Genomic DNA, 25,337 nt, shown 5'->3' on the forward strand with positions numbered 1-25,337 from the left:
CGTCAGATCTTGGAGACCTGACTGAAGGCCAGCTCGACGGGCGTCTCCCGGCCGAAGATGCTGACCAGCACCTTCAGCTTCTGCGCGTCGACGTTGACCTCGTTGATCGTGGCCGGGAGCGTGGCGAACGGGCCGTCCATGACGGTGACCGACTCGCCGACCTCGAAGTCGACCTCGACGGTGGGACCGCCGGACGACGACGAGGACGAGCCCCCGCCGGCCGCCGCGGCGGCCTTCTCCTTCGGTGCCTCCTGCTTGGGGAGCAGGAACTTCAGCACCTCGTTGAGGGTCAGCGGCGAGGGCCGCGACGTCGCCCCGACGAACCCGGTGACACCGGGGGTGTTGCGGACGGCGCCCCACGACTGGTCGTTGAGCTCCATGCGGACCAGGATGTAGCCGGGCAGCACCTTGCGCTGCACCTGCTTGCGCTGGCCGTTCTTGATCTCGGTGACCTCTTCGGTGGGCACCTCGACCTGGAAGATGAAGTCCTCCACGTCGAGGGTCTGCACGCGGGTCTCGAGGTTGGTCTTGACCTTGTTCTCGTAGCCGGCGTACGAGTGCACGACGTACCAGTCGCCGGGGGCGCGGCGCAGCGCCTCGGTCATCTCGGCGATCGGGTCGACGTCCTCCTCCGCGACGGGCTCGGCGGCCTCGTCGTCGGAGTCGTCGGCGGGGTCCTCGTCCGCGGAGCCGGACCCGTCGGCGGCGAGCGCCTCGTCGGTCGCGTCCTCGTCCGCCTCGGCGGCGATCTCGTCGCCCGCCTCGGCGTCCTGGTCGTCCTCGTCGTCCGTGGACTCCGCGGACGAGAGGGTCTCGGCGGCCGCGCCGGGCGTCTCGGTGTCGGCGTCGTCGGTGTACGTGTCGGACGCCACCTCCGCGCCGTACGCCGCCTCGACGTCGGCGTCCTGCACCGTCGTCTCGTCCTCGGCCGGCCGGCTTTCTGGGGAGGTCACCTGCTTCTCGCTTCCTTCGTCTGCGTCGTGCGCGTCCGGTCGGGTGTCGTCGGGCCCGGTCACGAGCCGAACACGGCGTTGATGCCGAGCCCGAACACCCAGTCCAGGAGCGAGACGAACGCGACCATGAAGGTCACGAAGACCAGCACGACGATCGTGTACGTGACGAGCTGCTTGCGCGTGGGCCAGATGACCTTGCGCAGCTCGGCCACGACCTCGCGGAGGAACCGCAGGAGCCGGCTGAACACCGACGCCTTGTGCGGCGCTGCGTCACCCCGCGACGGGGTGGCCCGACCCTTGCCGGTCGTCACCGCCCCGGCTCCGGTGGACGACGGCGACGTACGCCGGCCACGACGGTCCGCGGCGGTGCGCGGGCGTTCCTGCCCGCTCCCCTCGGCCTCGCGATCCTCGCTCACGCCACGTCCTCCCGCGGCGGGCAACCGCCCGCCTCGTCCGCTTCCCGCTGTCGGTTTCCCGCTGTCGGTCCAGATGGCAGGGGTGACAGGACTTGAACCTGCAACCTGCGGTTTTGGAGACCGCTGCTCTGCCAGTTGAGCTACACCCCTACGCTGCTCCGCGCCGTTCGCACGACCACGGAGCTGGCACACCGGAAGATCCGGTGCGCCCGGCGGATCGAGTGTACGGCACCCCCGGACCGGGCCTGCACGCGCGCCCCTCGGGACCCTCCGGGCCCGGTGCCACCACCGCGACGAGGGGTGGAAACCCGCTCGCGCGAGGGTACGTGACGTGCGCGAGGATGGGGCCATGTCCGCATCTGGATCGCCGAAGCAGAAGCCCAGGATCTCCGCCCGGATCGGCGGGATCGCCGAGTCCGCCACGCTGGCCGTCGATGCCAAGGCGAAGGCGCTCAAGGCCGAGGGCCGCCCGGTGATCGGCTTCGGCGCCGGCGAGCCGGACTTCCCCACGCCCCCGGCGATCGTCGAGGCCGCCCGGGCCGCGGCATCGGACGCGAAGAACCACCGCTACTCCCCCGCGGGCGGGCTCCCCGAGCTCAAGGCCGCGATCGTGGCGAAGACGAAGCGCGACAGCGGGTACGAGATCGCCGCCAACCAGGTCCTGGTGACCAACGGCGGCAAGCAGGCCGTCTACCAGACCTTCGCCACCCTGCTGGACCCGGGCGACGAGGTCATCCTCCCGGCGCCGTACTGGACCACCTACCCCGAGGCCATCGCCCTCGCGGGCGGGGTCTCGAAGGTCGTGGTGACCGGCCCCGAGCAGGACTACATGCCGACCGTGGAGCAGCTCGAGGCCGCGCGCACCGAGAAGACCAAGGTGCTGCTGTGGTGCTCGCCGTCGAACCCGACCGGAGCGGTCGCCTCCCGTGAGCTCACCGAGGCCGTCGGCACCTGGGCGCTGGAGAACGGCGTCTGGGTCGTCACGGACGAGATCTACGAGCACCTGACCTACGACGGCGCCGAGGCCGTGTCGATGCCGGTCGCGGTCCCCGCCCTGGCGGACACCTGCGTGGTGCTCAACGGCGTGGCCAAGACCTACGCGATGACCGGCTGGCGGGTGGGCTGGATGGTCGGGCCCGCGGACGTCATCAAGGCGGCCACGAACCTGCAGAGCCACCTGTCGTCGAACGTGGCGAACGTGTCCCAGCGCGCGGCCGTCGAGGCCCTGAGCGGTTCGCTCGACGCCGTGGACGAGATGAAGCTGGCCTTCGACCGGCGCCGGCGCACGATCGTCGAGCTGCTGTCGGCGATCCCGGGCGTCGAGTGCCCCACGCCGAAGGGCGCGTTCTACGCGTACCCGGACGTGCGCGGGCTGCTGGGCAAGGAGATCCGCGGCCGGAAGATCGAGAGCAGCCTCGACCTGGCCGCGGTCGTGCTCGAGGAGGCCGAGGTCGCGGTCGTGCCCGGTGAGGCCTTCGGCACCCCCGGCTACTTCCGGCTCTCCTACGCCCTGAGCGACGACGACCTGAAGACCGGCGTCACGCGCATGGGCGAGCTGCTGGCGGAGGCGAAGCCCGCGTAGCCGACCCTCGGAGCGGAGGCGAAGCCCGCGTAGCCGACCATCGGAGCCGAGGCGAAGTAGCCCCGGAACGCACGAAGGGCGGGCGACCTGCTGGTCGCCCGCCCTTTCGCGTGGGACTACTTGTCGGTGTCGGCCAGGTCCGCGAGGGCCGCGGCACGCTTGGCGTACTTCCACTTGGCCAGGTCGCCGACGGACTTGATGCCGAACGCGGCCAGCTGCTCGTCGTGCTTCTCGGTGAGGCCCTCGAGCGCCGACGGCGGCGCCGCCAGGATCTCCGCGGCCGTCTTGTCTTCCCAGGCCTTGTCCACGAGCTTGCCGAACTTCACGTCGTGCTCCCCTCGGTGGGTGACTGATCGGGGTGCAGCATCGACCCATCGGGTCGATCACGGCAACACGACACACCTAGTCGGGGAGAACGACCTCGGCGACGGCCCGTCCGAGGACGGACTTCCCGTCGAACACGGCCTTGAAGTCCACCTTGGCGATCCCGTCCGTGACGTCCGAGACGACGGCGGTGATCTCCACCTCGGCGCCCTCGTCGTCGTCCGGGACGGGGACGGGGCGGGTGAAGCGGGCCCCGAAGCTGCGGATCCGGGAGGCGTCGCCCACCCAGTCCGTGACGATCCGGCCGGCGACGCCCAGGGTCAGCATCCCGTGGGCGATCACCCCGGGCAGCCCGGCGCCGGTGGCGATCCGGTCGCTCCAGTGGATCGGGTTGAGGTCGCCGGAGGCACCGGCGTAGCGGACCAGGTCCGCCCTGGTCAGGTGCACGGTGAAGGACGGCAGGGCGTCACCCTTCGCGGCGGTCACGCGGGCGACACCAGCAGCGACCGCGTGGTGGCGACGGGCGCGCCCGCACCGTCGGCGACCTCGCAGCGGATCGTGAGCATGTGGCTCCCGGCGCGGGTGGTGAGCTCGTCGACGTGCAGCGTGGTGAACAGCTCGTCCCCACCGCGGATCGGGCGCACGAACACGATGCGCTGGTCGCCGTGGACCATCCGCGTGTAGTCCCAGCCGAACGCCGGGTCCTTCAGGAAGGCCTCGATCAGCGGCATGGTGAACGTGGTCGTGAAAGACGGCGGCGCCACCAGGTCGGGATGACCGGCGGCGCGCGCGGCGTCGAGATCGTGACTCAGCGGCGAGGTGTCACCGAGTGCGGTGGCGAACTCGCGGATCTTCTCCCTGCCGACCACGTACGGGCCGGCGACCGGGAGAGCACGACCGACGAAGGACTCGTCGGGCACCTGGGTCAGCGGGTCTCGCGGTGGGCCCGGTGGGTGCCGCAGTTCGGGCAGAACTTCTTGAGGTCCAGCCGGTCGGGGTCGTTGCGCCGGTTCTTCTTGGTGATGTAGTTCCGGTGCTTGCACTCCTCGCAGGCGAGCGTGATCTTCGGACGGACGTCCGTGGCCTTGCCCATCGCGGGTGCCTCCTGCTGTTCCTACTACTGGGTGTGGCGCTACTACGGGTGAAGGGTAGCGATGGCCGGACTTGAACCGGCGACACAACGATTATGAGTCGTTTGCTCTACCGACTGAGCTACACCGCCCCGACGAGGCGAGTTACTCGTCCCACCTCGCTGGAGCCCCCTTACGGAATCGAACCGTAGACCTTCTCCTTACCATGGAGACGCTCTGCCGACTGAGCTAAGGGGGCGGCACGGGCCAGCAGTCGACCTCCCTGCGAGCCGTGGAGAACTCTACACAACGGTCGCAGCGGGCGGTGAAACCGGGGGGTGCTTGTCGCATCCCCGCAGGTCCCACCGCCCGCGAAGCCTCACCCGACCGTCCCTCCCTGCGTGCGGACCCTGGCCACCGCGGCCTCGACCCCGATCCGGTCGACGGTCCGGATCCCCTTCGCCGAGAGCCGCAGCCGCACGTGCCGCCCCTCCGACGGCAGCCAGTAGCGGCGGACCTGCACGTTCGGGTCCCAGCGCCGCGAGGTGCGGACGTGCGAGTGCGACACCCGCTTCCCGAACGAGGGCTCACGCCCGGTCAGCTGACATCTCACCGCTCTTCCCGGAACTCGACGTGCCGGCGGACGGCCGGGTCGTACTTGCGCAGCACCAGCCGGTCGGGGTCGTTGCGGCGGTTCTTGCGGGTCACGTAGGTCGTGCCCGTCCCCGCGGTGGAGCGCAGCCTCACCACGGGCCGGACGGCGGCGGACTTGGTGGCCATGCCACCCCTCCTTCTAACGACAATGATTTTCGTTTACAGTAACAGCATGCCGCCCCCACCTCTTCCCACGACCGAGCTCCTGCTGGTGACCGGGCTGGACCGCCCCGGCGTCGAGCGGGTGATCGCGCGGATCCGCGCCGCCGACCCGGACGCCGTGGTCGTCCACCACGACCTGACCGACGTCGCCCGCGGCCTGGTCCGCCGCCGGGTCCGCGACCGGGACACCGACACGTGGACCGAGATCGGGCTCGCGCACGGCTGCGTGTCCTGCACGCTGCGCGAGGACCTGCTGCCCACGCTGCTCTCGCTCGCCGGCCGGACCCGCCGGGTGGTGCTGCACCTCGATCCCGCGCTCGAGCCCGAGCAGGTCTGCTGGGCCCTGCGGCACGTGCCGGTGGCCGGGATGGTGCTCGCCGAGCTCGTCGACCTGCGCGGGGTCGTCACGGCGGTCGACGCCGGGACCTGGCTCGACGACGCCACCGGCGACGCGGACCTCGCCGGGCGAGGACTGGCCGGGCTCCCCGACGACGAGCGGACGCTGGCCCAGGTCGCGGTCGCCCACGCGGAGTTCGCGGACCTGCTGATGCACACGGGGACCGCCGACGCGTGGGCCCACGCCCGGACCGACGCCGTCCTCGCCCGGCTCGCACCCACCGCCGTCCGCACCCGGCTCGCCGAGGTCGACGACGACCTGGTCCTGCTCCGCCGCGCCCATCCGCAGGCCCGCCGGGGCACCCCCGACCAGGTGCACGGCCCCCTGCTGCGGGGCGCGCCGCCGCTCGCGCCCGAGTGCGGCGCCCGGCTGCTGGTGTTCTCGGCGCGGCGTCCCTTCCATCCCGACCGGCTGCACGAGGCGTTCGACCTGCTGCTCGACGGCGTGGTGCGGGTCCGCGGGCGGGTGTGGCTCGCCACCAGGCCGGACGACGTCCTGTGGCTGGAGTCCGCGGGGCAGGCCCTCCGGATCGGCGGGGCCGGCGAGTGGCTGGCGGGCCGCGACGCCGAGGCCTGGGAGCGGGTGCCCGCCGAGCGGCGCGCGCTGGCCGCCCTGGGCTGGCACCCCCGGTTCGGCGACCGGGCGCAGGACGTCGTCGTGCTCACCCACGCGCTCGACGCCGACGGCCTCGACGCGGTCGACGCGGGCCTGCGCGCCGCCCTGCTGACCGACGCCGAGCTCGCCGCGGGCGAGGCGACCTGGCGGGCGCTGCCGGACCCGTTCGGGCTCCGGCACACCGACCCGTGCGGCGAACCCGCCGTGCCCGAGTCCGGGCGCACCCGGGCGGAGGAGTCCTGAGCCGGCCGTCCCGACGAGGCGGATGTCGCGCAGCAACACCCGGTCGCGGCGGGCGCGGTGGAAGCCTGGTGCCGGTCATCCTCGACGGGAAGTAGCGCCTGGTCCCCCGGCGTCTCGTCCCGGCGTACGAGAGCGGCCTGCCGATGCCTCAGGCACCCACCCCGGTGGTGGGCCGAGGGTGCGTGAACCTCCGATGTGAGGGGCCGGGCCTCAGGCGGACCGTCAGCGTCATGGACACCGACTTCGTGCAGCTCATGGTCACCGAACGCCGCCACACCCTGGAGGCCGAGGCCGCGAACGCCCGCCTCGCGCGCCTCGCCCGCGCCACCCGGCCCGCCCGCCGCGTACGCGCCCCACGCCACCCTCGGCCGGTGGGTGCGTACGCGCCCTAGGGTGTCCGGTCGGTGACCTGCGGTTCCGGGAAAAGCCGCGGAACTGTCGGGGGTGCGTGCGAGCATGACGCCCGTGAGACCTGGGGGGCGGATCGCGCTCGTCGGCCGGGGGGCCGAGCGGGCCGCGCTCGACCGTGCCCTGGAGCGGGCCGGGGGCGGTCGGGCCGGCGGCGTCCTGCTCGCCGGGGACGCGGGCGTCGGCAAGTCGCGGCTGGTCCGCGAGCTCACCGCACAGGCCGGTGAGGAGGTGCTCGTCCTCGTCGGGCGGTGCATCGACACGGCCGACTCGGCGCTGCCGTACCTCCCGTTCACCGAGGTGGTGAGCGGGCTGCTCGGCGCCCGCCCGGAGCTCGCCGAGCGCTTCCCGGGGCTCGTGCGGCTCACCACCGCGGCGCCCGAGCCCGAGCGCCGCGAACGGGAGCTCGGGCAGCTGCAGGTCTTCGAGGCGCTGCTGTCCGCGCTGGGTGCGGTCGCCGCCGAGCGGCCGGTGCTGCTCGTGCTGGAGGACCTGCACTGGGCGGACCGCTCGACGCGGGACCTGCTGGTGTTCCTCCTGTCCCGGCTCGGCGCGCAGCGGCTGCTGGTGCTCGCCACGTACCGGAGCGACGACCTGCACCGGCGGCATCCGCTGCGCCCGGTGCTCGCCGAGCTGGTCCGGTTGCCCGCGGTCGAGCGGATCGACCTCGCGCCGCTCCCGCCCGCCGAGGCCCGCGAGCTGGTGTCCGCGCTGGCCGCCGAGCTGGCGCTGGGCGAGGGCGAGGTCCGGCGGCTCGCCGCGCGCAGCGAGGGCAACGCGTTCTTCGCCGAGGAGCTGGTGTCCGCTGCGCGCGGCGGCGGCGGGCTGCCCGAGGCGCTGGCGGACGTGCTGCTGGCCCGGTTCGAGCGGCTGCCCGAGCCGGCCCGGCAGGTGCTGCGGGTGGCGTCGGTGGCCGGCAGCACCGTCCCGGACGGCACCCTCGCCGCGGTGAGCGGGCTCGGGACCGCGGAGTACGAGGCCGCCGTGCACGAGGCCGTGGCCCATCAGGTGCTGGTCATCGAGCCCACCGGCGACCTGGCGTTCCGGCACGCGCTGCTGCGCGAGGCCGTCTACCAGGACCTGCTGCCGGGCGAGCGCAGCCGGCTCCACCTGCGCTACGCGGACCTCCTCTCCGAGGTCGCGCAGGGCGCCACGCGCGGCGGGCGGTCCCGCGCCGCCGCGCTCGCCCACCACGCCCTCGCCGCTCACGACCTGCCCCGAGGGCTCGACGCCTCGGTGCGGGCGGCGTTCGAGGCCGACCGCTACGGCGCGCCGGCGGAGGTGCTGCGGCACGCGGAGCGGGCGCTGGAGCTGTGGCCCGCCGTGCCCGGCGCGGAGGAGCTCACGGGGACGGACGAGATCACCCTGACCCTGCTGGCCTCCTGGCCGGCGAGCGCGACCGGCGATCCGGAGCGCGGCATCGCGCTGAGCGAGCGCGCCCTGGAGCTCGCGGACCGCGCCGGGGACCCGCTGCGGGCGGGCGAGGTCCGGATCCGGCACGCGATCCGGCTGCTCGACCGGGCGGACACCGGCGGGGAGGCCGCCGTCGTGGCCCGCGAGGCGGTCCGGCTGCTCGGCGGCTCACCCGACGGCGCGGACGACGGCGGGGACTCAGACGCGGACTCCGGCTCGGGCGACGGCTCGGGCGACGGCCCGGACGACGGCCCGGGCGGCGGCGCCAGGGCGGGGACCGGGCGGAGCGCCGACGACCCGGCGGGCGGACCCGGGCCGGACGGACGGGCCCCGGACGGGAGCGCTCCCGGCACCGTCGAGCTCGCCTGGGCCCATTCCATCCTGGCCCGCGCCCTGTGGCGCACGGACGAGGTCCGCGCGATGCACCGGCACGGCGTGGCCGCCCTGCGGATCAGCCGGGCGGCGGCCGCGGCGATCGGGGCCGGCCACCCACCGCCCCGCGCCCATCCCGGCATCCCGGAGGAGCCGGCCGACGTGCTGCTGGACGCGGCCGCCGCCGAGGCGGACGCCCTGATCACCCTCGCCGTCGAGGAGGAGTTCGCCGGCCGCGGGGCGCACAGTCGCGCGCTGCTGTCCGAGGCGCTGCCGCTGGCCCGGCGCTCCGGCAACATCGGTGTGGAGCTGCGGATCTTCTTCAACCGGGGCATGTCGCACCTGGAGGAGGGCGCCCCCGCCGCCGCGGTCGCGGAGTTCGCCCTGGGCGGGCGGCGCGCCACCGAGACCGGGACGACCTGGAGCAACTACGGGATGAACCTGCGGGTCGCGCAGCTCATCGCCGAGTTCGTCGCCGGGGACTGGGAGGCGGCCGAGCGCACCGCGCGGCTCGGCGGCGCCATGGTCGCGCCCGTCGTGGCCGGGCGGCTGGCGGCGGCCGGGCTGCTGGTCACCGTGGCCCGCGGCGGTCTCGCGGAGGCGGAGCGGCGGTGGGCGGAGCTGTCGGCCGCCGACCCGGACGACGACCAGGTGGTCCTGCTGCTGGGCGCCTCCGGCACCGAGTCCGCGCTGCGCCGCGGCGATCCGGCGGAGGCGCTGCGGCGCGCAGAGGAGGCCCTGGCCCGGCTGCGCCGGATGCTGCCCCACCACATCGCGTCGATCATGATCGCGGCGCTGGGCCTCGGCGCGCTGCCCGCCGGCGCCGATCCGGAACCGTTGCTGGAGATCGCGGAGGACGCGGCGCGCCAGGGCATCCCCCGCTCCGGCACCCTCGGGGTGGAGGGCCTGGCCTGGCTCGCGCGAGCCCGGGCGGAGGCGAACCGGGTCCGCGGCGCGGACGATCCCGGCGCGTGGGCCGGCGTGGTCGAGGCCTTCGGCGACTTCGAGCCCTACCGCGAGGCAGAGGGCCGGGTCCGGCGGGCCGAGGCGCTGCTCGCCGGCCTGCAGCGCCGCACCGAGACCGGTCGACGCGACCGGCCCGACCCCGACCCCGACCGCACCGAGACCGGGGCGGCCGAGCGGCGCGACGGTGCGGCGGCCACCGGTCCCACCCGCGCCCGGGCCGCCCACACCCGGGACGAGGCGGTCGCCGAGCTCGACCGTGCCCTGGAGATCGCCGAGCGGCTCGGTGCAGCGCCGCTGGCCGCCCTGGCCGCCGAGGTCCGCGCCCGCGCCGCGCCCGTCCAGGGCGAGGAGGCCGGCCACGGTCCGCTCACCCCGCGCGAGCACGCGGTCCTGGGCCTGGTCGCCGAGGGCCGCACGAACCGCCAGGTCGGCGAGGAGCTGTTCATCAGTGAGAAGACGGTGAGCGTGCACCTCACCCGGGTCATGGCGAAGCTGGCCGCCGGCAGCCGCACCGAGGCCGTCGCCGTCGGCTACGAGCGCGGGCTCGTCCCGTACCGATCTACCGCCAGGTAACTATGGTGGGACTGCCGGTCACCGCCGATCGGCAGGAGGGACGGTGCCCGTGTCCGAGTCATCCGTTTCGCCCCCGGACCTGGCCGATCTCAGCGGCTTCTGGGGCGCTCCGATCGCCGAGCGCACCGCGGGTTTCGCCCGGCTGCGCCGCGAGGACCCGATCCCGTTCTTCCCCGAGCCCACGGTCCCCTGGGCCCCACCGGGCCCCGGTTTCCATGCTCTGACCCGGCTGGACGACGTCGTCGAGGCCAGCCGGAACCCGCAGCTGTTCACCTCCGGCAGCGGCTCGACCTCGATCGCCGATCAGCCCGAGGCGCTCCGCGAGTTCTTCGGCTCGATGATCAACATGGATGATCCGCGGCACGCCCGGATGCGCCGGATCGTCTCCCGCGGGTTCACCCCGCGCCGGCTCGCGGGGCTGGTCGAGGGTGTGCAGGCGGCCGCCACCCGGATCGTCGACGACGTGGTCGAGCGCGGGGGCTGCGACGCCGTCACCGAGATCGCGGCGCGGCTGCCGCTGAAGGTCGTCTGCGACCTGATGGGGATCCCGGAGAGCCAGCACGGGTTCGTCTTCGACCGCACCAACGTGGTGCTCGGGGCGCAGGACCCGGAGTACGTCCCCGAGGGCACGGACGTCCTCACCGCGCTGCTCACGGCGGGGGGCGAGCTGGCCGGCCTGATGAAGGAGCTCGGCGCCGCGCGGGCGGCCGACCCGACGGACGACGTGACGTCCGCGCTGGTCAACGCCGAGGTCGACGGCGAGCGCCTCACCCCCGACGAGCTCGCGAGCTTCTTCATCCTGCTGGTCGTCGCCGGCAACGAGACCACGCGCAACGCGATCAGCTGGGGCCTGACCTACCTGACGGACTTCCCGGAGCAGCGGGCGGCGTGGCTCGCGGACCTCGACGGCGTGACCCCGACCGCGGTGGACGAGATCGTCCGGCTCGCGAGCCCGGTGATCTTCATGCGCCGCACCCTCGCCCGGGACGCGGTGCTCGGCGGCACGGAGCTGGCCGCGGGCGCCAAGGTGCTGCTCTTCTACTGGGCCGCCAACCGCGATCCCGCCCACTTCGCCGATCCGGATGCCTTCGACGTCCGCCGCTCCCCCAACCCGCACGTCGGGTTCGGCGGGCCCGGCCCGCACTTCTGCCTCGGCGCGCACCTCGCCCGCCGGGAGATCTCGGTGATGTTCCGCGAGCTGCTCACGCGGATCCCGGACGTCCACGTGGACGGCGAGCCGGAGCGCCTGCGGTCGATGTTCATCAACGGGATCAAGCACCTGCCCGTCTCCTTCACCCCCGGAGGTTCCCGGTGATCTATCCCGAGGTCCCGGTCGGCGCCGTCCTCGCCGGATCCGCCCGCCGCTACGGGGAGCGCACCGCGCTGCACTTCTACGGCCGCGAGCTCAGCTACACGCGGTTGTACGAGCGGGCCGGAGCCTTCGCGAACGCCCTGCGCGAGAACGGGATCGGCCGCGGCGACGTCGTCGCGATCCACCTGCCGAACTGCCCGCAGTACGCGATCGCCTACTACGGCATCCTGCTGGCCGGGGCCACCTTCACGCCGGCGAACCCGCTGCTGCCGCCGGCGGACCTGGCCGCGCAGCTCGCCGACTCCGGCGCCGTGGCCGTCGTCAGCTGGGAGGCCGCGTTCCCGGCCTTCGCCGCGGTCCGCGCGCAGACCGGGGTCCGGCTCGCGCTCGTCACCAACAAGGAGCAGGCCCTCGATCCCGCCGCCCGGCTCGACGTCGCGGGCGCCGGGGACTTCGAGGAGTTCCACGCCGGCTCCCCGACCGCCGCTCCCGTCGTCGAGATCGACCTGCACCGGGACCTCGCCCACCTCGCCTACACCGGCGGCACGACGGGCCGGTCGAAGGGCGTGCAGCTGCCGCACCGCAACGTCGTGGTCAACGTGCTGCAGTACGCGTGCAACAGCGCCGGCGCCCGACCGGAGCTCGACGCCGAGGGCGGGCTGGTCCTCGGCGAGCAGGGCCCGCCGGAGGAGTTCCCGGTGCGCTACGGCACGGGCGCTGCGGTGAACGTGACGCCCTGGTTCCACGCCATGGGCACGGTCGGCGGGCTGAACGTGCCGCTGCTGTCGGGGACCACGAGCGTCCTGCACGAACGCTTCGACCCGGCGGCCTACCTCGCCGACGCCGAACGCTTCCGGGTCACGACGATGGGTGGTGCGCCGCCGCTCTACGCCGCGCTGCTGCGCCATCCGGACCTCGCGACGCGCGACCTGAGCTCCGTGCGCACGCTGACCTCGGGGGCCGCGCCACTGGCCGTCGAGCTGATCGAGGCGCTGCGCCGCCGGTTCGGCCCGGAGATCGTGATCATCGAGGGCTACGGCCTCACCGAGGTCACCATGGGCGCCACGCAGAACCCCGCAGCGGCCTCCGCGGTGCGCAAGCCCGGCACGGTCGGGCTGCCCGTCGCGGACACCGAGGTCCGGGTGGTCGACGGCGAGGGGATCCCGGTGCCGCAGGGCTCCGCGGGCGAGGTGGTGATCCGGGGCCCGCAGGTGATGGTCGGCTACAAGGACCGCCCGGACGAGACGGCCGCGACCCTGCGGGGCGGCTGGCTGCACACCGGCGACGTCGGTGTCCTCGACGAGGACGGCTATCTGCGGATCGTGGACCGGCAGAAGGACATGCTGCTCTACAAGGGCTACAACGTGTACCCCCGGGAGCTGGAGGAGCTGCTCTTCCGTCAGCCGGGGGTCGTCGGCGCCGCCGTGGTGGGCCGGCCGGACCCGGAGGTCGGGGAGCTGGCGGTGGCCTTCGTGGTCGCCCCCGGCCGCTCGGCCGACGACGCGGAGGTCATCCGCGCGGCCGTGAACGAGCAGGTCCTGCCCTACAAGCGGATCCGGGAGATCCGGCTCGTCGAGGAGATCCCGGTGTCCGCCGCGGGCAAGGTGTTGAAGCGGAGTCTGAGGGAACTGCTGCGCTGAACGGTCGAGTGCCCTACCTGCGGACGTCGTCACTGTTGACGACACCGATCGGGTGAGGGCGCTCGCAACCGCTAACGGCGCACCGTGACGACCCGATCACCGAGACGTGACGGTGCTGCACGCGATCCCCGCCCAGCGGTCCCTGCCGGCCCCCCGGCGGGAGACCCCGCCGGTCGCGATCCCGCGTCCGCGCGAGGGTGCCCACCGAGCGGCCCCGGCGCACGCGCTGCGCCCGGAGACGACCCGCGAGCGCCGGACGGCACAGCGCGGACAGGTGCCTGCGGCACCACGCCGACAGGTGCCTCCGGCGGTGCACGGCGCCGCCTCGGCCGCGTTCACGATCGTCGCGCGCGCCGGCAGCCTGACGACGCTCGCGGCGATGCTCGTTCTCGGGGGCGCCGCGATCGCCGCGACGGACGGCACGCCGCCGCCGGCGGATGCCACCGTCCACACGCTGCAGGGGCCGTAGCCCTCAGGCCGCGGCTTCGCCCTGGTGGTTCAGGGGTGTCTTCAGCACGTGGTCGACCAGCCGCATGACGAGCTGGCCGCCGCCGAGCCGGTACCCGAACTCCTCCCAGGTGAGCAGCTCACGGGAGAGCACCTCACCGACGGGCCCGGGGTAGAGCCGGGTGGCCCGGAAGGCGGCCGCGCGCAGCCGCATCTTCTCGTGATGGTCCATGGGAACGGGACTCATTCCACTCACCTCCGTGAGGAAACGTGCATGGCCGGCGCGCCCTCAGCGCTGAGTCGCCATCCGTGGTCCTTCATGGTGACCTAGCCGATTTGCCAGGTCGTCACACTGTACCCGAAGAGTGACGAGGCTCTCACGCAACGCGCACAACCCGTCGTAGATCCACTACCGGGCGCACTCGTCCGGGCCCCGCAGGGCACGATCGGGTCCGTGAGTACGACCGAGACGCTCTGGTCCGACATCGAGCCGATCTACGCGGCGATCCTCGACCACCCCTTCGTCACCGGCCTGACGGACGGGACCCTCGCGCGGGAGAAGTTCCGCCACTACGTCGTGCAGGACGCCCACTACCTGCGCGGATACGCCCGCGCGCTCGCCCTCTGCGCCGCGAAGGCCCCGGACGAGCACGCGCTCGCGATGTTCGCAGCCCACGCGGGCCAGGCGATCGCCGCCGAGCAGGAGCTGCACGCGGAGCTGCTGGGGTCGCTCGACCTCGGCGCCGACGAGGCCGCCGCCCTGCCGATCGCGCCCGCGACGCAGCAGTACGTCTCGTACCTGCTGGCCACGGCCTACGGCGGGTCCTACGCCGAGGCCGTCGCCGCCGTGCTGCCCTGCTACTGGATCTACGCGCGGGTGGGCGAGCACCTGCTCGCCGCCGGCTCCCCCGACCCGCTCTACGCCCGCTGGATCGGTACCTACGGTGGCGACGAGTTCCGCGAGACGGTCGACGCCGTCCTCGCCGCGGTGAACCGCCTCCCCGTCTCCGACCACGAGCTCGCGCGGATGCGGGCGCACTTCACCACGTCGTCCCGCTACGAGTGGATGTTCTGGGACGCCGGCCACCGCGAGGAGACCTGGCCCGTCTGACCCCGTCGTGAGTGGCGATGGTCGCCCCGGCGACTATCGCCACTCACGGGGTCAGCGGCGGTCGAGGCGGTCCGGGATGATCAGGTGCAGGACGAAGCCCACGACCGCGACGACGATGGCGCCCCAGAAGCCCGCCCAGAAGCCGTCGACCTCGAAGGGCAGGCCGACCCGGCTGGAGAAGGTGCCGACCAGCCAGAACAGCAGCGCGTTGACCACCAGGCCGAACAGGCCCAGGGTCAGGATGTAGAGCGGGCAGCTCAGTACCTTGATCACCGGCTTGATCACGGCGTTGACCACGCCGAAGATCACCGCGACCACGATGAGCGTGCCCACCTTGGAGCCGGTGGTGGCGCCGGTGAGGTGGATGCCGCTCACGATCCAGGAGGCGACGGCGAGCGCGACCGCCACCACCACGACCCGGATCAGGAAGGCGACCACCCAGTTGCCCTCGCGGCCCGGGGCGCTCACGCGGTCACCGCGCTCGAGACGAGCACGCGCAGCTGGGATCGGATCGGGTACGTGCTCGACGGCACGAGCTGGGTCATGAACACGACGGTGAGCTCCTCGACGGGATCGACGTGGAAGGTGGTGCTGGCGAGACCGCCCCAGCCGTACTCGCCCTGGCCGTGCAGCTGCCTGCCGGGGACCGGGTCGACGGCCACGGAGAAGCCCAGCCCGAACCCGACGCCGGCGAACACCGACTCGGAGAACAGCGGGCGGCCGAACGTCTCGAGATCGGCGCCCGCGGGCAGGTGGTTGCGGGTGGCGTAGGCCAGCGTGCGGGGGCCGAGCAGGCGGACCCCGTCGAGCTCGCCGCCGCGGGCGAGCATCTGGGCGAAGCGGTGGTAGTCGTGCAGGGTCGACGCGAGCCCGCCGCCACCGGACAGGTAGGTCGGTTCCTCGGTGATCGCGTCGCCGAGCGCCCGGTTGCGGCGCAGGCCGGGTCCGTAGAGCGTGGCCAGCCGGTCCGTGTCCGTGACGTGGAAGCCGGTGTCGGTCATGCCGAGCGGCCCGAGGATCCGCGCCGCGAAGAACTCCGCGAGCGACATCCCGGAGGCGACCTCGACGACCCGGCCCAGGACGTCCGTCGACACGCCGTAGTTCCACTCGGTGCCGGGCTGGAACAGCAGCGGCAGGCCCGCCCACGTGTCGCAGGCGGTGGCGAGGTCCTGCCCGCGGGGCGGGCCGAACTCGTGGCCCTTGCCGCGGTACATCTCGTCGACCGAGTGGGCGTGGTGGAAGCCGTAGGTGAGCCCGGAGGTGTGGGTGAGCAGGTGCCAGACGCGCATCGGCTCGACCGCGGCGACCGTGCCGGGGTTGACCGCGGAGCCGCTCCGGTAGACGCGCGTGTCCGCGAACGCCGGGATGTACTTCGCCACCGGGTCCGTGAGCTCGAGCGCGCCCTCCTCCCACAGCATCAGTGCGGCCACGGAGGTGACCGGCTTGGTCATCGAGTAGATGCGCCAGATCGTGTCGTCCTCGACCGGCAGCGCGGCCTCGATGTCGCGCAGCCCGTGGTGCGCGAGATGGGCGACCCTGCCGCGGCGCGCGACCGCCACCGACCAGCCGGCGAGCTTGCCCTCGTCGACGTACCGGGCGAAGTGCCGGTCGATCCGGCCCAGCCGCTCGGCGTCCAGCCCGACCTCGGCGGGGTCCGCCTCGATCTTCAGTGCGCTCACGTTCGCGACCCTATCGCCGATCAGGGCCGCGGCGGGGTGGACGTGCCCGGGACGGGGAATCCCGCGTCCGCGTCGTCGACGACCAGGATCCGGTCGCGCGGTGCGCCGCCGGTGTCCGGCGGGAAGAACCGGGCCGCCGGGGCCTTCTCGACGGTGCCGAGGTCCAGTGCGGTGCCGCCGACCGGGTCGAACCACCAGCCGTGGGCACGCGCGCCGCGCACGGTGGTCGTGTCCAGCGCGAACGGGTGCCCGCCGCTGCTGTAGACCAGCAGGAACGCCCCGTCGACGGCCCGGACGGCCGATGCTCCCTCCCCCACCACGGCCAGCGTCTCCAGTCGCGGGGTGGGGCGGGACGCCAGCAGCGCCGCCAGGTTGCGGATCACCGCCGCGGGATCGGGCACTCCATCGCGGGCGAACGACGCCTGGGCGAACGACGCCTGGGCCACCACCGCCGGGGCCGCCTGCGCCGGGCCGGCGAGCACCGGGAGCCCGAGAACCGCCGCGACGGTCACCCGCCAGGCCACCACTCGTCCGCGCACGATCGCCTCCTCACGTTCGTCCCGAACGCTACGAACGGTGATCACCGCAGGTCAAACGTGGGGCGGGGGATTCACCGGTTGGGGTCGGGCGATGTCACCCGGCCGGGCGGGAGGGCCAACCGAGGGTGGCACGCGCCACGTCCGCGGCCCGCGTTCGAGGCTCATCATGGATCCATGCCGGACCTGCAGGGTGACGACGAGGTCCTGCGCGCCCTCGTCCGCCGCCGCGACGAGGGATCCGTCCCCGGCAGGCGCGCGGACGACCACCGGATCGCCCTGGTCGTGGGCGGCGGCGGGATGCGCGGCGCGTACGCGGGCGGGATGGTCTGGGCGCTGGAGCAGGCGGGCCTGGCGAAGGGCTTCGATCTCGCCTACGGCTCCTCGGCCGGGGCCTTCGTCGCCACCGCGCTCCTGCTCGGGCACGGCTACGACGCCTCCCGGATCTTCCCGGACGACATGGCCCGCCCCGAGTTCATCGACCCGCGGCGGCTGCGCACCCGCCGCCCCATGGTGTCCCTGGACCATCTGATCGACGAGATCCTCGTGCACACCAAACCCACGGACTGGGACGCGCTGCGCGACTCCCCCGCCCCGCTGCGCGTGCTGGTGACGGACCCGGACGACCTCACCCCGCACGTGCTCACCGGCCTCCCGGACGCGGCGGGCTGGCGCGCGGCCATGCGCGCGACGGCGGCGATCCCGCTGCTCACCGGCCCCCCGGTGCGCCTCGGCGGGCGGCGCTGGATCGACGGCTCGATCGGCGACCCGCTGCCCGTCGCGCGGGCGCTGCGCGAGGGCGCCACCCACGTCCTGGTGCTGCTCACCCGCACCGTCGAGGAGCTGAGCCGCTCGGACCCGACGGACCGCGCTCCCTGGTGGGCCCGCGGGATCGACCTGGTCGCGCCGGGGCTGGGCACGATGACCCAGGACGTGCGCCGGCACGCGGCCAGCCTCGCCCTGCTCTCCGACGCCGCCCATCCCGACCGCGGCGGCCGGCACCTGCTCGCGATCACCCCGCAGCGCTCGGCGGGGATCCGCGGCCTCACCACGGACGTCCCGCGCGTCGAGCAGGCCTCCCGCCTGGGTCACGACGCCGCGGTGGCCACCGTCCGCCGGATCGATCCCGGTTTCGACCCCGGCGATGAGTTCCGGGCGCCCCCCGGGTCGTACAGGAGGACGGACGCCTGAACGACACGAGACGGCTGGGGGTGGCGGCATGTCCCGCTTCGGCCGTCGCCGGATCGAGATCGGGCCGGGCGAGTCGCGCCCGCACGTCGAGGACGAGTGGCGCGGCGTGCTCGTGATCGTCGAGGAGGGCGAGATCGAGCTGCGCTGCCACGCCGGCGGCAACCGCCGCTTCGCGGAGGGCACGGTGCTGTGGTTCACCGGGCTGAACCTGCGCGCCGTGCACAACCCGGGCTCGGGCCCGGCCGTCATCGTCGGGATCTCCCGCCCGGACACGGGTTCGTAGCGTCCGGGCACCCTGGGCGACATCTGCGGCGGCCATCATGAACACATGACGATCGACATGACGACCGCACAGGCCGCCGACGCCCGTGCGACCGCCATCGGTGACCTGCTCGACGCCCTGGAGAGCCTCACCGCCACCTACAGCGGGCTGCCCGACCACGAGCGGGCGGGGCGCTGCTCGGCGGACGCGGACCGGATCACCGCCGAGGTGGCGCGGCACCTGTTCGCCGCGCGCTCCCGGCTCACCACCCGGCTCGGGCGGCGCTGAGCCTGCTCGGGGTGGCGCTGAGCCTCACGAGCCCTCACCCGAGGGCGAGGTCCGCCCACACGGTCTTGCCGTCCTCGCGGGCGCGGACGCCCCAGCGGGCCAGCCGCCCCACCATGACGAGCCCGCGCCCGCGGAACCCGCCGAACCGGGAACGCCCCGGGGTCGGCCCGCCCGCCGTGGTGTCGTCCACCTCGATGCGGAGCCGCTCGGCCTCGACCACGATGCGCACCGCCCGCGGGCCCGAGGCGTGTTCCACCGCGTTCGTCACCAGCTCGGTGCACACCAGCTCGGCGTCCACCACGCTCGTCTCCGCGCGGCCCGCGAGCTGAGCCCGGATCCAGCCCCGTAGCCCGGGCAGCAGCGCGGCGTCCTCGAACGCGGTGACGTACCGGGCCGCGGCCCGGCGCTCCCCCTCCGGATCCGCGACGTCCCCTCCGGTCCGTGTGTCCGTGACGACCCCCTCGCTCGTGAACCCGCCACTCTGTCCTCGTCCGGACACGGCGGGTGGTTACCGGGAGCGGTCCCGTCCGGTCGGGTCCGCGCCGTCCGGCCGTCCGTCCGCGCCCAGCGGCCGCCCGTTGCGCCCCGGGAGCACCCCGGACGGCGGGAACGCCTGCACCCAGCGCCGCTGCCAGGGCGTCTCGACGGCCCGGGGCCGGTAGTGCGCACGGGTCCAGGCCACCGCGTCGTCGGCGGGGTGCCCCGCCAGCACGGCCATGCAGGCGATCACGGTGCCGGTGCGCCCGGTCCCACCCGTGCAGCTCACCTCCACGCGGACGCCCGACCGCGCCCGTTCGTAGGCGTCGACGATCGCGGCCACGGCCTGCGCCCGGTCCCGCGGCACCCGGAAGTCCGGCCAGACGATCCAGCCCGCGGACCACTCCGGCGCGGCGTCGCGGGCGGGCTGGCCCAGGCAGAGCGTGTACTCGGGGAGCGGGCCGTCTGGGAGCGGATCGCGCCGGCCGCGCCCACGGACGGAGGTCCCGTCCGGCAGCACGACGGCACCGTGGAGCTGCGTCATCAGCCCATCCTGCACGGGCAGTAGCCTTCCCGGGCCACGGACGAAAGGGGTGGGTCCCGTTTCCGCTGGTCCACGAGCCGATCTCGTCTCGGCGTTGCGCACCGCCGGGTGTGTCTTCGCCGAGGAGGAGGCCGAGATCCTCGCCGGTGCGGCCGGGTCGGAGCCGGAGCTGGCCGCGATGCTGGCCCGCCGGGTCGCCGGCACGCCGCTCGAGCACGTGGTCGGCTGGGCGGAGTTCCACGGCACGCGGATCCTCGTCGACGAGCCGGTGTTCGTCCCCCGGGTGCGCACCGGTGTGCTCGTGGACCAGGCCCTGCTGCGGGCCGGCCCGGTGGTCGTGGAGCTCTGCTGCGGAGCCGCCGCCGTCGCCGCGGTGCTCGCCGATGCGCTGCCGGACGCCGAGGTCCACGCCACGGATCTCGATCCGGCCGCCGTGCGCTGCGCCCGTCGCAATCTCGAGCCCCGCGGCGGGTACGTCCACGAGGGTGATCTCGACGCCGCCCTACCTCCCGACCTGCGCGGACGCGTGGACCTCCTGATCGCCAACGCCCCGTACGTGCCGAGCACGGAGATCCCGCTGATGCCGCCGGAGGCCCGGCTGTTCGAGCCCGCCCTCGCGCTCGACGGGGGCGCCGACGGCCTGGACCTGCACCGCCGGATCGCCGCCCTGGCACCGGGATGGCTGCGCCCGGGCGGGCACCTGCTGATCGAGACGAGCCGGCGGCAGGCCGCGGGCACGGCCGCCGCGATGGCCGCACACGGGCTGGTCACCCGGATCGTCCGCGACGAGGACCTCGACGGCACCGCCGTCGTCGGGACCAGGGACGTCTGATGGATCTCCTGCCGGCTGGGGATCCGTCGGTCGTCCCTCAGCGCTGAGGGGTCTCCACCACGACGTTCGTCGACTTGATGACGGCGACGGCGAGCGACCCGGGCTGCAGGTTCAGCTCCTTGGCGGCCTCGGAGCTCATGAGCGAGACGATCCGGTGCGGCCCGCACTGCATCTCGACCTGCGCCATCACCGTGTCCATCACGACCGAGGTCACGAGCCCGACCATCCGGTTGCGGGCCGAGGTGTGCACATCGGACGGATCCGGGGCCGCGTTGGCGTGCTCCCGGGTGAAGGCGGCCAGGGACGCCCCGTCGACCACCTTGCGCCGCGACGCGTCGAGGTGCACGGGGAGGGTGCCCGCGTCGATCCAGCGCCGCACGGTGTCGTCGCTGACCCCGAGCAGGCCGGCGACCTCCGAGATCCTGTACTCCGCCATCGCGGGAGATCCTACGGGTGGCGGTGACCCGGGCCACCACGGCTCACCGGCCGCGGAAGCTCTCCCCCTCGAGCACGGGCACGAGGCGCCCGTCGTCGAGCTCCCCCGCGGTGCGGACGTCGTCCGCGAAGTCGATCTCCGCGAGCTCCCGCCCGCTCGCGCACTCCCGAAGTGCCGCAGCGACATCCGTGATCGCGTCGAACGCCGCCGCGGCGGCCGACGCCTCCGGCGAGACCCCCGTCCATCCGGCCGCGAGCAGCCCCGACACCAGCGCCCCGGCGCCCCAGAGATCCTCGACGGCGGGTCGCAACGACCCGTCCGGCCACCGCTCCCCCGCCGCGACCACCGCGATCCGCCGCCCCCGCTGCGCCCCGAGCCACCGCACCGCGGCCGCCCGGTTCCGCAGCCCCACCCCGATCACCGTGCACCCCGCCTCCGCCAGCTGCGCGCTGATGGTCGACCCGTTCGGCGAGGGCAGCACGACCCGCTCCACCCCCGCCGCCCCCCGGATGCTGGCCGGGGACAGCGACACCGGCGGGTGCTCCTGATCTCCGGAGACCCCGCCCGCCGTTGACCTGCGGCTCCGTGCGCGACCGACGGCCAGCACGGCGTCGCGCTCCGCGGCGAACGCCGCCGCCGACCCGTCCCGCCAGCGGTACGGGAACACCTCGATCCCGCGGTCCACGGCGACGGACAGGGCCGTGCTGAAGCTCAGGACGTCTACCACCGCGGCGACCGCGCAGCCGGGCACGATCGCCCCGGCGCCCACCGGTCCCCAGTCCACACGGATCGCCGCGTCGAGCTGGCGGTGGACGTCGGAGATCATCCGGGCAGCGTAGCCAGCCGGCGCCCGACCTCCCGCGGGTTCCGGAACACGGGCGGCGTGGTCGAGCAGGACCACCGTGTCGGCGAGGGCCGGCAGCCCCGCCGCGGGCGGTGGCGGTCGACGGCGGCGCTCACGACCGCCACCGTCACCGGCCGACGCGCGGCACACCGATGAGTTTCCGGCGGCACCCGGGTCCACCCTGGCGACCCGACGTCGACGAAGGGACATGCCATGCAGACCCTGCCCGACAGCGCGCTCCCGCAGGTGGTGGACGCGGCGCGGTGGCAGGCCGCCCGCGAGGCCCTGCTCGTCAAGGAGAAGGAGCTGACCCGCGCCCGCGACGCGCTGGCCGCGGAACGCCGGAGGATGCCGATGGTCGCCGTGGAGGGCGACCACCGGTTCGTCGGGCCGGACGGGGAGGTCGGTCTCCTCGACCTCTTCGACGGCCGCCGCCAGCTCGTGCTCTACCGGCACTTCTTCGAGCCCGGCGTGGGGAACTGGCCGCACTCCGGCTGCCCCGGCTGCTCGTTCTTCACCGACCACGTGCCGAACCTCGCGCACGTCAACGCCCGCGACACGACGTTCGCCCTGGTCTCGCCGGCGGGCCAGGAGGAGATCGCGGCCGTCAGGACGCGGATGGGCTGGGACACGCCCTGGTACACCCTGGTCGACCCGGAGGGCTTCGGGACCGAGTTCGACGTCCTGGAGTACTTCGGGCTCAACGTCTTCCTGCGCGACGACGCCGACCGGATCTACCGGACCTACTTCGTGACGGCGCGGGGCTCGGAGGCGTTCACGCCGACCTGGTCCATCCTGGACCTCACCCCGCTCGGCCGGCAGGAGGAGTGGGAGGACACGCCTGCCGGACGGCCACGGACCCCGCCGTACCACTGGTGGCGCCTGCACGACGAGTACTGATGGACGGCCCCCGGCTGCACCACGTCCGGGAGGGCGACGGCCCGCCGCTCGTGCTGCTCCACGGCTTCCCGCAGGACTGCTCGCAGTGGCGGCGGATGACGCCGCGCCTCGCCGAGCGGTACACCGTGGTCGCGGTGGACCTGCGCGGCGTCGGCGGCTCGGACGCCCCACCCGACGGCTACGACATGCGCACCCTGGCCGCCGACGTCGCCGGCCTGCTCGACGCGCTGGGCCTCGCCCCCGCCCACGTCGTCGGCCACGACATCGGCGGCATGGTGGCCTACGCGCTGGCCCGGCTCCATCCGGTCCGCACGGTGACGATCGTCGAGGTGCCCCTGCCCGGCCTGGAGCCGCCGGACCCACCGGAGATCACGGTCCCCCTGTGGCACGGCGAGTTCCACATGGTCCCGGGACTGCCCGAGACGCTGGTCGCGGGCCATCAGGAGGAGTACTTCCGGTACTTCTTCGACACCGGGACCGTGGACCACGCGACGATCGGGCCGGAGGAGCTCGCGCGGTACGCGGCCGCCTACGCCGATCCGGCGAGCCTCCACGCGGCCTTCGAGATGTACCGCGCCATCCCGGCCTTCGCCGGGTTCGTCGCCTCGGCGACGGAGCCGGTGGACGTCCCGCTGCTGCTCGTGGGCGGCGAGCAGGTGTTCGGCCCGTACATGGCCGCGCTCGCCCCGCTGCTGCGCGAGCGGCACGGCTGGTCGGACGTGCGCTCGGCGATCGTCCCCGACGGCCGGCACTACCTGCCGGACGAGTTCCCCGACGAGCTGGCGGAGCTGGTCGAGCGGCATGCCCGGTAGCGGCTCGCACGAACGAACCGTGGCCTCTCGGCGCTGATCCGGTCGATCGCCTTCGCCGCGGGCCTCGGCGCGCTCCACGATGTCCTCGCGGAGCGCGCCGAGGCCCGTGATCGCCCTGCTCAGGAAGGTCGTCGGGCCCGGCCGGCGAGGCAGAGCACCAGGCCGAGCAGGAGCCAGCCCAGCAGGACCAGCAGCGGCGCGAGCGCCCCGCCGCCGTCGAAGAACGCCGTGGAGCGCAGCAGCGAGGTCGACGCGCCGGGCGGGAGGTAGCGGCCGAGCTCGCCGGACCAGCCGGGCAGCATCTCGGGCGCGCTCGCCGTGCCCGCCAGCGGGTTGCCGACCAGCAGGATCAGCACCGCACCGATCCCCAGCCCGGCCGCGCCGAGCAGCGCCTCCAGCCCGAGCAGGGTGAGCGCGGTGGCCGCCACGGCCAACGCCACGGCCGCCGAGTTCACCCAGTAGCCGCCGGCGAGCGAGCCGAACCAGAACTGGAGGATCGCCACCAGCGCGAGACCCCCGACGACCGCGAACGCGAGGGCCCCGGCGACGCGCCGCCCGGTGCCCCGGACCAGCCGGGTGAGCAGCACCGCACCGAGCAGACCGCCCAGCACCAGCGGGAGGGAACCCGCGGCGAGGCCCGCGCCCCGGGGGTCGTCGGGAGGAAGGGGCACCAGGTCGCGGACCGGGACCGGCGAGGCCTGGCCGAGGCCGGCCGCGAGCGCCTGCAGGGCCTGGGCCACCAGCGGGCTCGCCGCACTCGCGGTGATCACCTGCGGGGCGCCGGCGCTCAGGTCGATCGCGCCGTAGACCTCGCGATCCCGGATCAGCGCCTCGGCGGCGGCGGTGTCCGGCACCGCGACGACCGTGAACGCCCCCGGTCGGCGCTGCTCCAGCTCCGCGGCGACCCGCCCGGTGGCCGCGGACGGACCGGCCACGGCGAGCGGGACGTCGTGCAGCGAGGTGCGGACCGCGGGCCAGCCGAACGCGATCAGCAGGGCCCCGATGACGACGGTCAGCAGCGCCACGACCGCCGCGAGGGGCGGGCGGTGCGCGGGGGACGCTTCGGGAAGCTCGACCGGGGTGGGGGACGGGTGCAGGGACATCACTACCTCCGCTGTCTTCAACGCTGTTTTCAACGAGTGTTGAATATGGCGGCCACAGTAAACTCCACACCTGTGGAAGTCAACGACTGTGGAAATAAGCTACGGTCGGCCCGTGAGCGCACCACGAGAGGCACGGCGGCCGGGTCGCCGGAGCGGTGACAGCGGGACCCGCGAGGCGATCCTCACCGCGGCCCGGGGGCAGTTCGCCGCCCACGGCTTCCGGGGGGCCTCGCTGCGGACCATCGCCGGGGAGGCCGGCGTGGACCCGGCGCTGATCCGGCACTTCTTCGGCAGCAAGGACGACCTGTTCGACGCGACCCTGGAGGTCCCCCACCAGCTCGTCGAGCGGATCAAGGCCGAGCTCGCCGGTGAGCCCGAGGGCCTGGGCGAACGCCTGACGCGCACCTATCTCGGACTCTGGGAGGACCCGGCCACCTCGGGCCCGCTCCTCGCCCTGATGCGCTCGGCCGTCACCTCGGAGCCCGCGGCCGAACGGCTCCGCGCGATGCTCGGCAGGCGCCTGTTCGCCGAGGTCCCCGCCCTGCTCGGCCGATCCGACGGCGAGGTGCGGGCGGCCCTGATCGGGGCGCACCTGGTCGGCGTCGCCCTGGCCCGGCACGTGGTGCGGCTACCGCCCGTGGCGGAGCTGGATCTCGACACCCTGGTCTCGTACTGCGCGCCGGCGATCGGGCGCTACCTCACCGAGCCACTGGGTGCTCCCTGACCCGGAACACGGACGGGCCCCGGGAGCAGCGCTCCCGGGGCCCGTCCGCCG

The 25,337-nt window shown here is 74.2% G+C and carries 32 protein-coding genes and 3 tRNA genes; 15 read left to right on the forward strand and 20 right to left on the reverse strand.

Translation table 11 applies throughout. The features are described from left to right. Positions 1-2: 2 nt before the first annotated feature. The 3 genes from nusG to ABD324_RS34955 all read right to left on the reverse strand — a co-directional run bounded on the left by nusG (position 3) and on the right by ABD324_RS34955 (position 1,519). Positions 3-953, reverse strand: coding sequence for a transcription termination/antitermination protein NusG (nusG, locus tag ABD324_RS34945; RefSeq protein ID WP_344427383.1), 951 nt, complete (start codon positions 951-953; stop codon positions 3-5). Between the two features lie 59 nt (positions 954-1,012). Beyond that, a complete protein-coding gene (gene secE / locus ABD324_RS34950) occupies positions 1,013-1,369 on the reverse strand; it encodes a preprotein translocase subunit SecE (RefSeq protein WP_344427386.1) in 357 nt (118 codons plus the stop codon). Between the two features lie 74 nt (positions 1,370-1,443). Continuing rightward, a tRNA-Trp gene (locus ABD324_RS34955) sits at positions 1,444-1,519 on the reverse strand. 199 nt (positions 1,520-1,718) lie between these two features. Between ABD324_RS34955 and ABD324_RS34960 the strand changes: the two genes are divergently transcribed. Further along, entirely contained in the window at positions 1,719-2,951 is a 1,233-nt protein-coding gene (locus ABD324_RS34960; protein ID WP_344427389.1) for a pyridoxal phosphate-dependent aminotransferase, read from the forward strand. A 116-nt stretch (positions 2,952-3,067) separates the two neighbouring features. Here the strand turns inward: ABD324_RS34960 and ABD324_RS34965 are convergent, their stop codons facing one another. From ABD324_RS34965 to rpmG (ABD324_RS35000), 8 genes are all read right to left on the reverse strand, one after another. After that, complete coding sequence (locus ABD324_RS34965; RefSeq protein ID WP_344427392.1) at positions 3,068-3,277, reverse strand: hypothetical protein; 210 nt, start codon at positions 3,275-3,277, stop codon at positions 3,068-3,070. A gap of 76 nt (positions 3,278-3,353) precedes the next feature. Next, a complete protein-coding gene (locus ABD324_RS34970) occupies positions 3,354-3,761 on the reverse strand; it encodes a MaoC/PaaZ C-terminal domain-containing protein (protein ID WP_344427395.1) in 408 nt (135 codons plus the stop codon). Then, complete coding sequence (locus ABD324_RS34975; RefSeq protein ID WP_344427398.1) at positions 3,758-4,195, reverse strand: FAS1-like dehydratase domain-containing protein; 438 nt, start codon at positions 4,193-4,195, stop codon at positions 3,758-3,760. Before ABD324_RS34975 ends, ABD324_RS34970 begins: the two co-directional genes overlap by 4 nt. Before the next feature lie 5 nt (positions 4,196-4,200). Next, positions 4,201-4,368, reverse strand: coding sequence for a 50S ribosomal protein L33 (rpmG, locus tag ABD324_RS34980; RefSeq protein WP_344427401.1), 168 nt, complete (start codon positions 4,366-4,368; stop codon positions 4,201-4,203). Positions 4,369-4,424: 56 nt separating this feature from the next. Further along, a tRNA-Met gene (locus tag ABD324_RS34985) sits at positions 4,425-4,497 on the reverse strand. Positions 4,498-4,528: 31 nt separating this feature from the next. Continuing rightward, positions 4,529-4,604 (reverse strand) — tRNA-Thr (locus tag ABD324_RS34990). Between the two features lie 120 nt (positions 4,605-4,724). Next, positions 4,725-4,958 (reverse strand): 50S ribosomal protein L28, encoded by a 234-nt coding sequence (gene rpmB, locus ABD324_RS34995; protein WP_344427404.1) that lies wholly within the window; start codon positions 4,956-4,958, stop codon positions 4,725-4,727. Continuing rightward, positions 4,955-5,125, reverse strand: a complete 171-nt coding sequence (gene rpmG, locus ABD324_RS35000; protein WP_344427407.1) for a 50S ribosomal protein L33 — start codon at positions 5,123-5,125, stop codon at positions 4,955-4,957. The genes rpmB and rpmG (ABD324_RS35000) overlap by 4 nt, the downstream gene beginning before the upstream one ends. A 46-nt stretch (positions 5,126-5,171) precedes the next feature. On the opposite strand from rpmG (ABD324_RS35000), the gene mrf reads away from it, so the two are divergent. The 6 genes from mrf (at position 5,172) to ABD324_RS35030 (ending at position 13,569) form a co-directional block, all read left to right on the forward strand. Then, on the forward strand, positions 5,172-6,416 hold the full coding sequence (gene mrf / locus ABD324_RS35005; RefSeq protein ID WP_344427409.1) for a ribosome hibernation factor-recruiting GTPase MRF: 1,245 nt from the start codon (positions 5,172-5,174) through the stop codon (positions 6,414-6,416). A gap of 230 nt (positions 6,417-6,646) precedes the next feature. After that, positions 6,647-6,808 (forward strand): hypothetical protein, encoded by a 162-nt coding sequence (locus tag ABD324_RS35010; protein WP_344427412.1) that lies wholly within the window; start codon positions 6,647-6,649, stop codon positions 6,806-6,808. Positions 6,809-6,881: 73 nt separating this feature from the next. Then, entirely contained in the window at positions 6,882-10,148 is a 3,267-nt protein-coding gene (locus ABD324_RS35015) for an AAA family ATPase (RefSeq protein ID WP_344427415.1), read from the forward strand. Between the two features lie 49 nt (positions 10,149-10,197). After that, a complete protein-coding gene (locus ABD324_RS35020; RefSeq protein ID WP_344427418.1) occupies positions 10,198-11,463 on the forward strand; it encodes a cytochrome P450 in 1,266 nt (421 codons plus the stop codon). Next, a complete protein-coding gene (locus tag ABD324_RS35025; protein ID WP_344427420.1) occupies positions 11,460-13,100 on the forward strand; it encodes a class I adenylate-forming enzyme family protein in 1,641 nt (546 codons plus the stop codon). Before ABD324_RS35020 ends, ABD324_RS35025 begins: the two co-directional genes overlap by 4 nt. A gap of 106 nt (positions 13,101-13,206) precedes the next feature. Then, the gene (locus tag ABD324_RS35030; RefSeq protein ID WP_344427423.1) at positions 13,207-13,569 is read left to right on the forward strand and encodes a hypothetical protein; all 363 of its coding nucleotides are present in this window, start codon (positions 13,207-13,209) and stop codon (positions 13,567-13,569) included. A gap of 3 nt (positions 13,570-13,572) precedes the next feature. On the opposite strand, the gene ABD324_RS35035 is transcribed toward ABD324_RS35030, so the two are convergent. Further along, entirely contained in the window at positions 13,573-13,794 is a 222-nt protein-coding gene (locus tag ABD324_RS35035) for a hypothetical protein (protein ID WP_344427426.1), read from the reverse strand. A 207-nt stretch (positions 13,795-14,001) separates the two neighbouring features. On the opposite strand from ABD324_RS35035, the gene tenA reads away from it, so the two are divergent. After that, positions 14,002-14,658: a thiaminase II gene (tenA, locus tag ABD324_RS35040; protein ID WP_344427427.1), complete on the forward strand. Its 657-nt coding sequence runs from the start codon at positions 14,002-14,004 to the stop codon at positions 14,656-14,658. A 51-nt stretch (positions 14,659-14,709) separates the two neighbouring features. On the opposite strand, the gene ABD324_RS35045 is transcribed toward tenA, so the two are convergent. Genes ABD324_RS35045 through ABD324_RS35055 form a run of 3 tightly spaced genes read right to left on the reverse strand, consistent with a single transcriptional unit; the run spans position 14,710 to position 16,876 of the window. Continuing rightward, positions 14,710-15,126, reverse strand: a complete 417-nt coding sequence (locus ABD324_RS35045; RefSeq protein WP_344427429.1) for a phage holin family protein — start codon at positions 15,124-15,126, stop codon at positions 14,710-14,712. After that, positions 15,123-16,337 carry a serine hydrolase domain-containing protein gene (locus ABD324_RS35050; protein ID WP_344427432.1) on the reverse strand — a complete coding sequence of 405 codons (1,215 nt, stop codon included), beginning with the start codon at positions 16,335-16,337 and terminating at the stop codon, positions 15,123-15,125. The genes ABD324_RS35045 and ABD324_RS35050 overlap by 4 nt, the downstream gene beginning before the upstream one ends. Before the next feature lie 20 nt (positions 16,338-16,357). Then, entirely contained in the window at positions 16,358-16,876 is a 519-nt protein-coding gene (locus ABD324_RS35055; protein ID WP_344427435.1) for a putative collagen-binding domain-containing protein, read from the reverse strand. A 174-nt stretch (positions 16,877-17,050) separates the two neighbouring features. Between ABD324_RS35055 and ABD324_RS35060 the strand changes: the two genes are divergently transcribed. From ABD324_RS35060 to ABD324_RS35070, 3 genes are read left to right on the forward strand one after another with little or no spacing between them, the layout of a single operon-like run. Beyond that, on the forward strand, positions 17,051-18,064 hold the full coding sequence (locus ABD324_RS35060) for a patatin-like phospholipase family protein (RefSeq protein WP_344427438.1): 1,014 nt from the start codon (positions 17,051-17,053) through the stop codon (positions 18,062-18,064). A 28-nt stretch (positions 18,065-18,092) separates the two neighbouring features. Further along, on the forward strand, positions 18,093-18,347 hold the full coding sequence (locus tag ABD324_RS35065) for a hypothetical protein (protein WP_344427441.1): 255 nt from the start codon (positions 18,093-18,095) through the stop codon (positions 18,345-18,347). A gap of 45 nt (positions 18,348-18,392) precedes the next feature. Then, on the forward strand, positions 18,393-18,614 hold the full coding sequence (locus tag ABD324_RS35070; protein WP_344427444.1) for a hypothetical protein: 222 nt from the start codon (positions 18,393-18,395) through the stop codon (positions 18,612-18,614). A gap of 34 nt (positions 18,615-18,648) precedes the next feature. On the opposite strand, the gene ABD324_RS35075 is transcribed toward ABD324_RS35070, so the two are convergent. After that, entirely contained in the window at positions 18,649-19,113 is a 465-nt protein-coding gene (locus tag ABD324_RS35075; protein WP_344427447.1) for an ATP-binding protein, read from the reverse strand. Between the two features lie 9 nt (positions 19,114-19,122). Then, positions 19,123-19,635, reverse strand: coding sequence for a protein-tyrosine phosphatase family protein (locus tag ABD324_RS35080; RefSeq protein ID WP_344427450.1), 513 nt, complete (start codon positions 19,633-19,635; stop codon positions 19,123-19,125). Between the two features lie 94 nt (positions 19,636-19,729). On the opposite strand from ABD324_RS35080, the gene ABD324_RS35085 reads away from it, so the two are divergent. After that, positions 19,730-20,467 (forward strand): putative protein N(5)-glutamine methyltransferase, encoded by a 738-nt coding sequence (locus ABD324_RS35085; protein ID WP_344427453.1) that lies wholly within the window; start codon positions 19,730-19,732, stop codon positions 20,465-20,467. Between the two features lie 37 nt (positions 20,468-20,504). On the opposite strand, the gene ABD324_RS35090 is transcribed toward ABD324_RS35085, so the two are convergent. Together ABD324_RS35090 and ABD324_RS35095 are read right to left on the reverse strand one after the other, a co-directional pair. Next, positions 20,505-20,903: a TOBE domain-containing protein gene (locus ABD324_RS35090; protein WP_344427455.1), complete on the reverse strand. Its 399-nt coding sequence runs from the start codon at positions 20,901-20,903 to the stop codon at positions 20,505-20,507. A 43-nt stretch (positions 20,904-20,946) separates the two neighbouring features. After that, positions 20,947-21,729, reverse strand: coding sequence for a 2-phosphosulfolactate phosphatase (locus ABD324_RS35095; RefSeq protein WP_344427458.1), 783 nt, complete (start codon positions 21,727-21,729; stop codon positions 20,947-20,949). A gap of 231 nt (positions 21,730-21,960) precedes the next feature. Here ABD324_RS35095 and ABD324_RS35100 point away from each other — a divergent pair, with 231 nt between their 5' ends. Continuing rightward, the gene (locus ABD324_RS35100; RefSeq protein ID WP_344427461.1) at positions 21,961-22,647 is read left to right on the forward strand and encodes a DUF899 domain-containing protein; all 687 of its coding nucleotides are present in this window, start codon (positions 21,961-21,963) and stop codon (positions 22,645-22,647) included. Next, entirely contained in the window at positions 22,647-23,459 is an 813-nt protein-coding gene (locus ABD324_RS35105; RefSeq protein ID WP_344427463.1) for an alpha/beta fold hydrolase, read from the forward strand. Before ABD324_RS35100 ends, ABD324_RS35105 begins: the two co-directional genes overlap by 1 nt. 119 nt (positions 23,460-23,578) lie before the next feature. Here the strand turns inward: ABD324_RS35105 and ABD324_RS35110 are convergent, their stop codons facing one another. Next, complete coding sequence (locus tag ABD324_RS35110; RefSeq protein WP_344427465.1) at positions 23,579-24,562, reverse strand: hypothetical protein; 984 nt, start codon at positions 24,560-24,562, stop codon at positions 23,579-23,581. 112 nt (positions 24,563-24,674) lie between these two features. Between ABD324_RS35110 and ABD324_RS35115 the strand changes: the two genes are divergently transcribed. Beyond that, the gene (locus ABD324_RS35115; protein ID WP_344427468.1) at positions 24,675-25,286 is read left to right on the forward strand and encodes a TetR/AcrR family transcriptional regulator; all 612 of its coding nucleotides are present in this window, start codon (positions 24,675-24,677) and stop codon (positions 25,284-25,286) included. Positions 25,287-25,337: the final 51 nt, after the last annotated feature.

It is taken from the genome of Pseudonocardia ailaonensis (assembly GCF_039531635.1).
Lineage (GTDB): Bacteria > Actinomycetota > Actinomycetes > Mycobacteriales > Pseudonocardiaceae > Pseudonocardia > Pseudonocardia ailaonensis.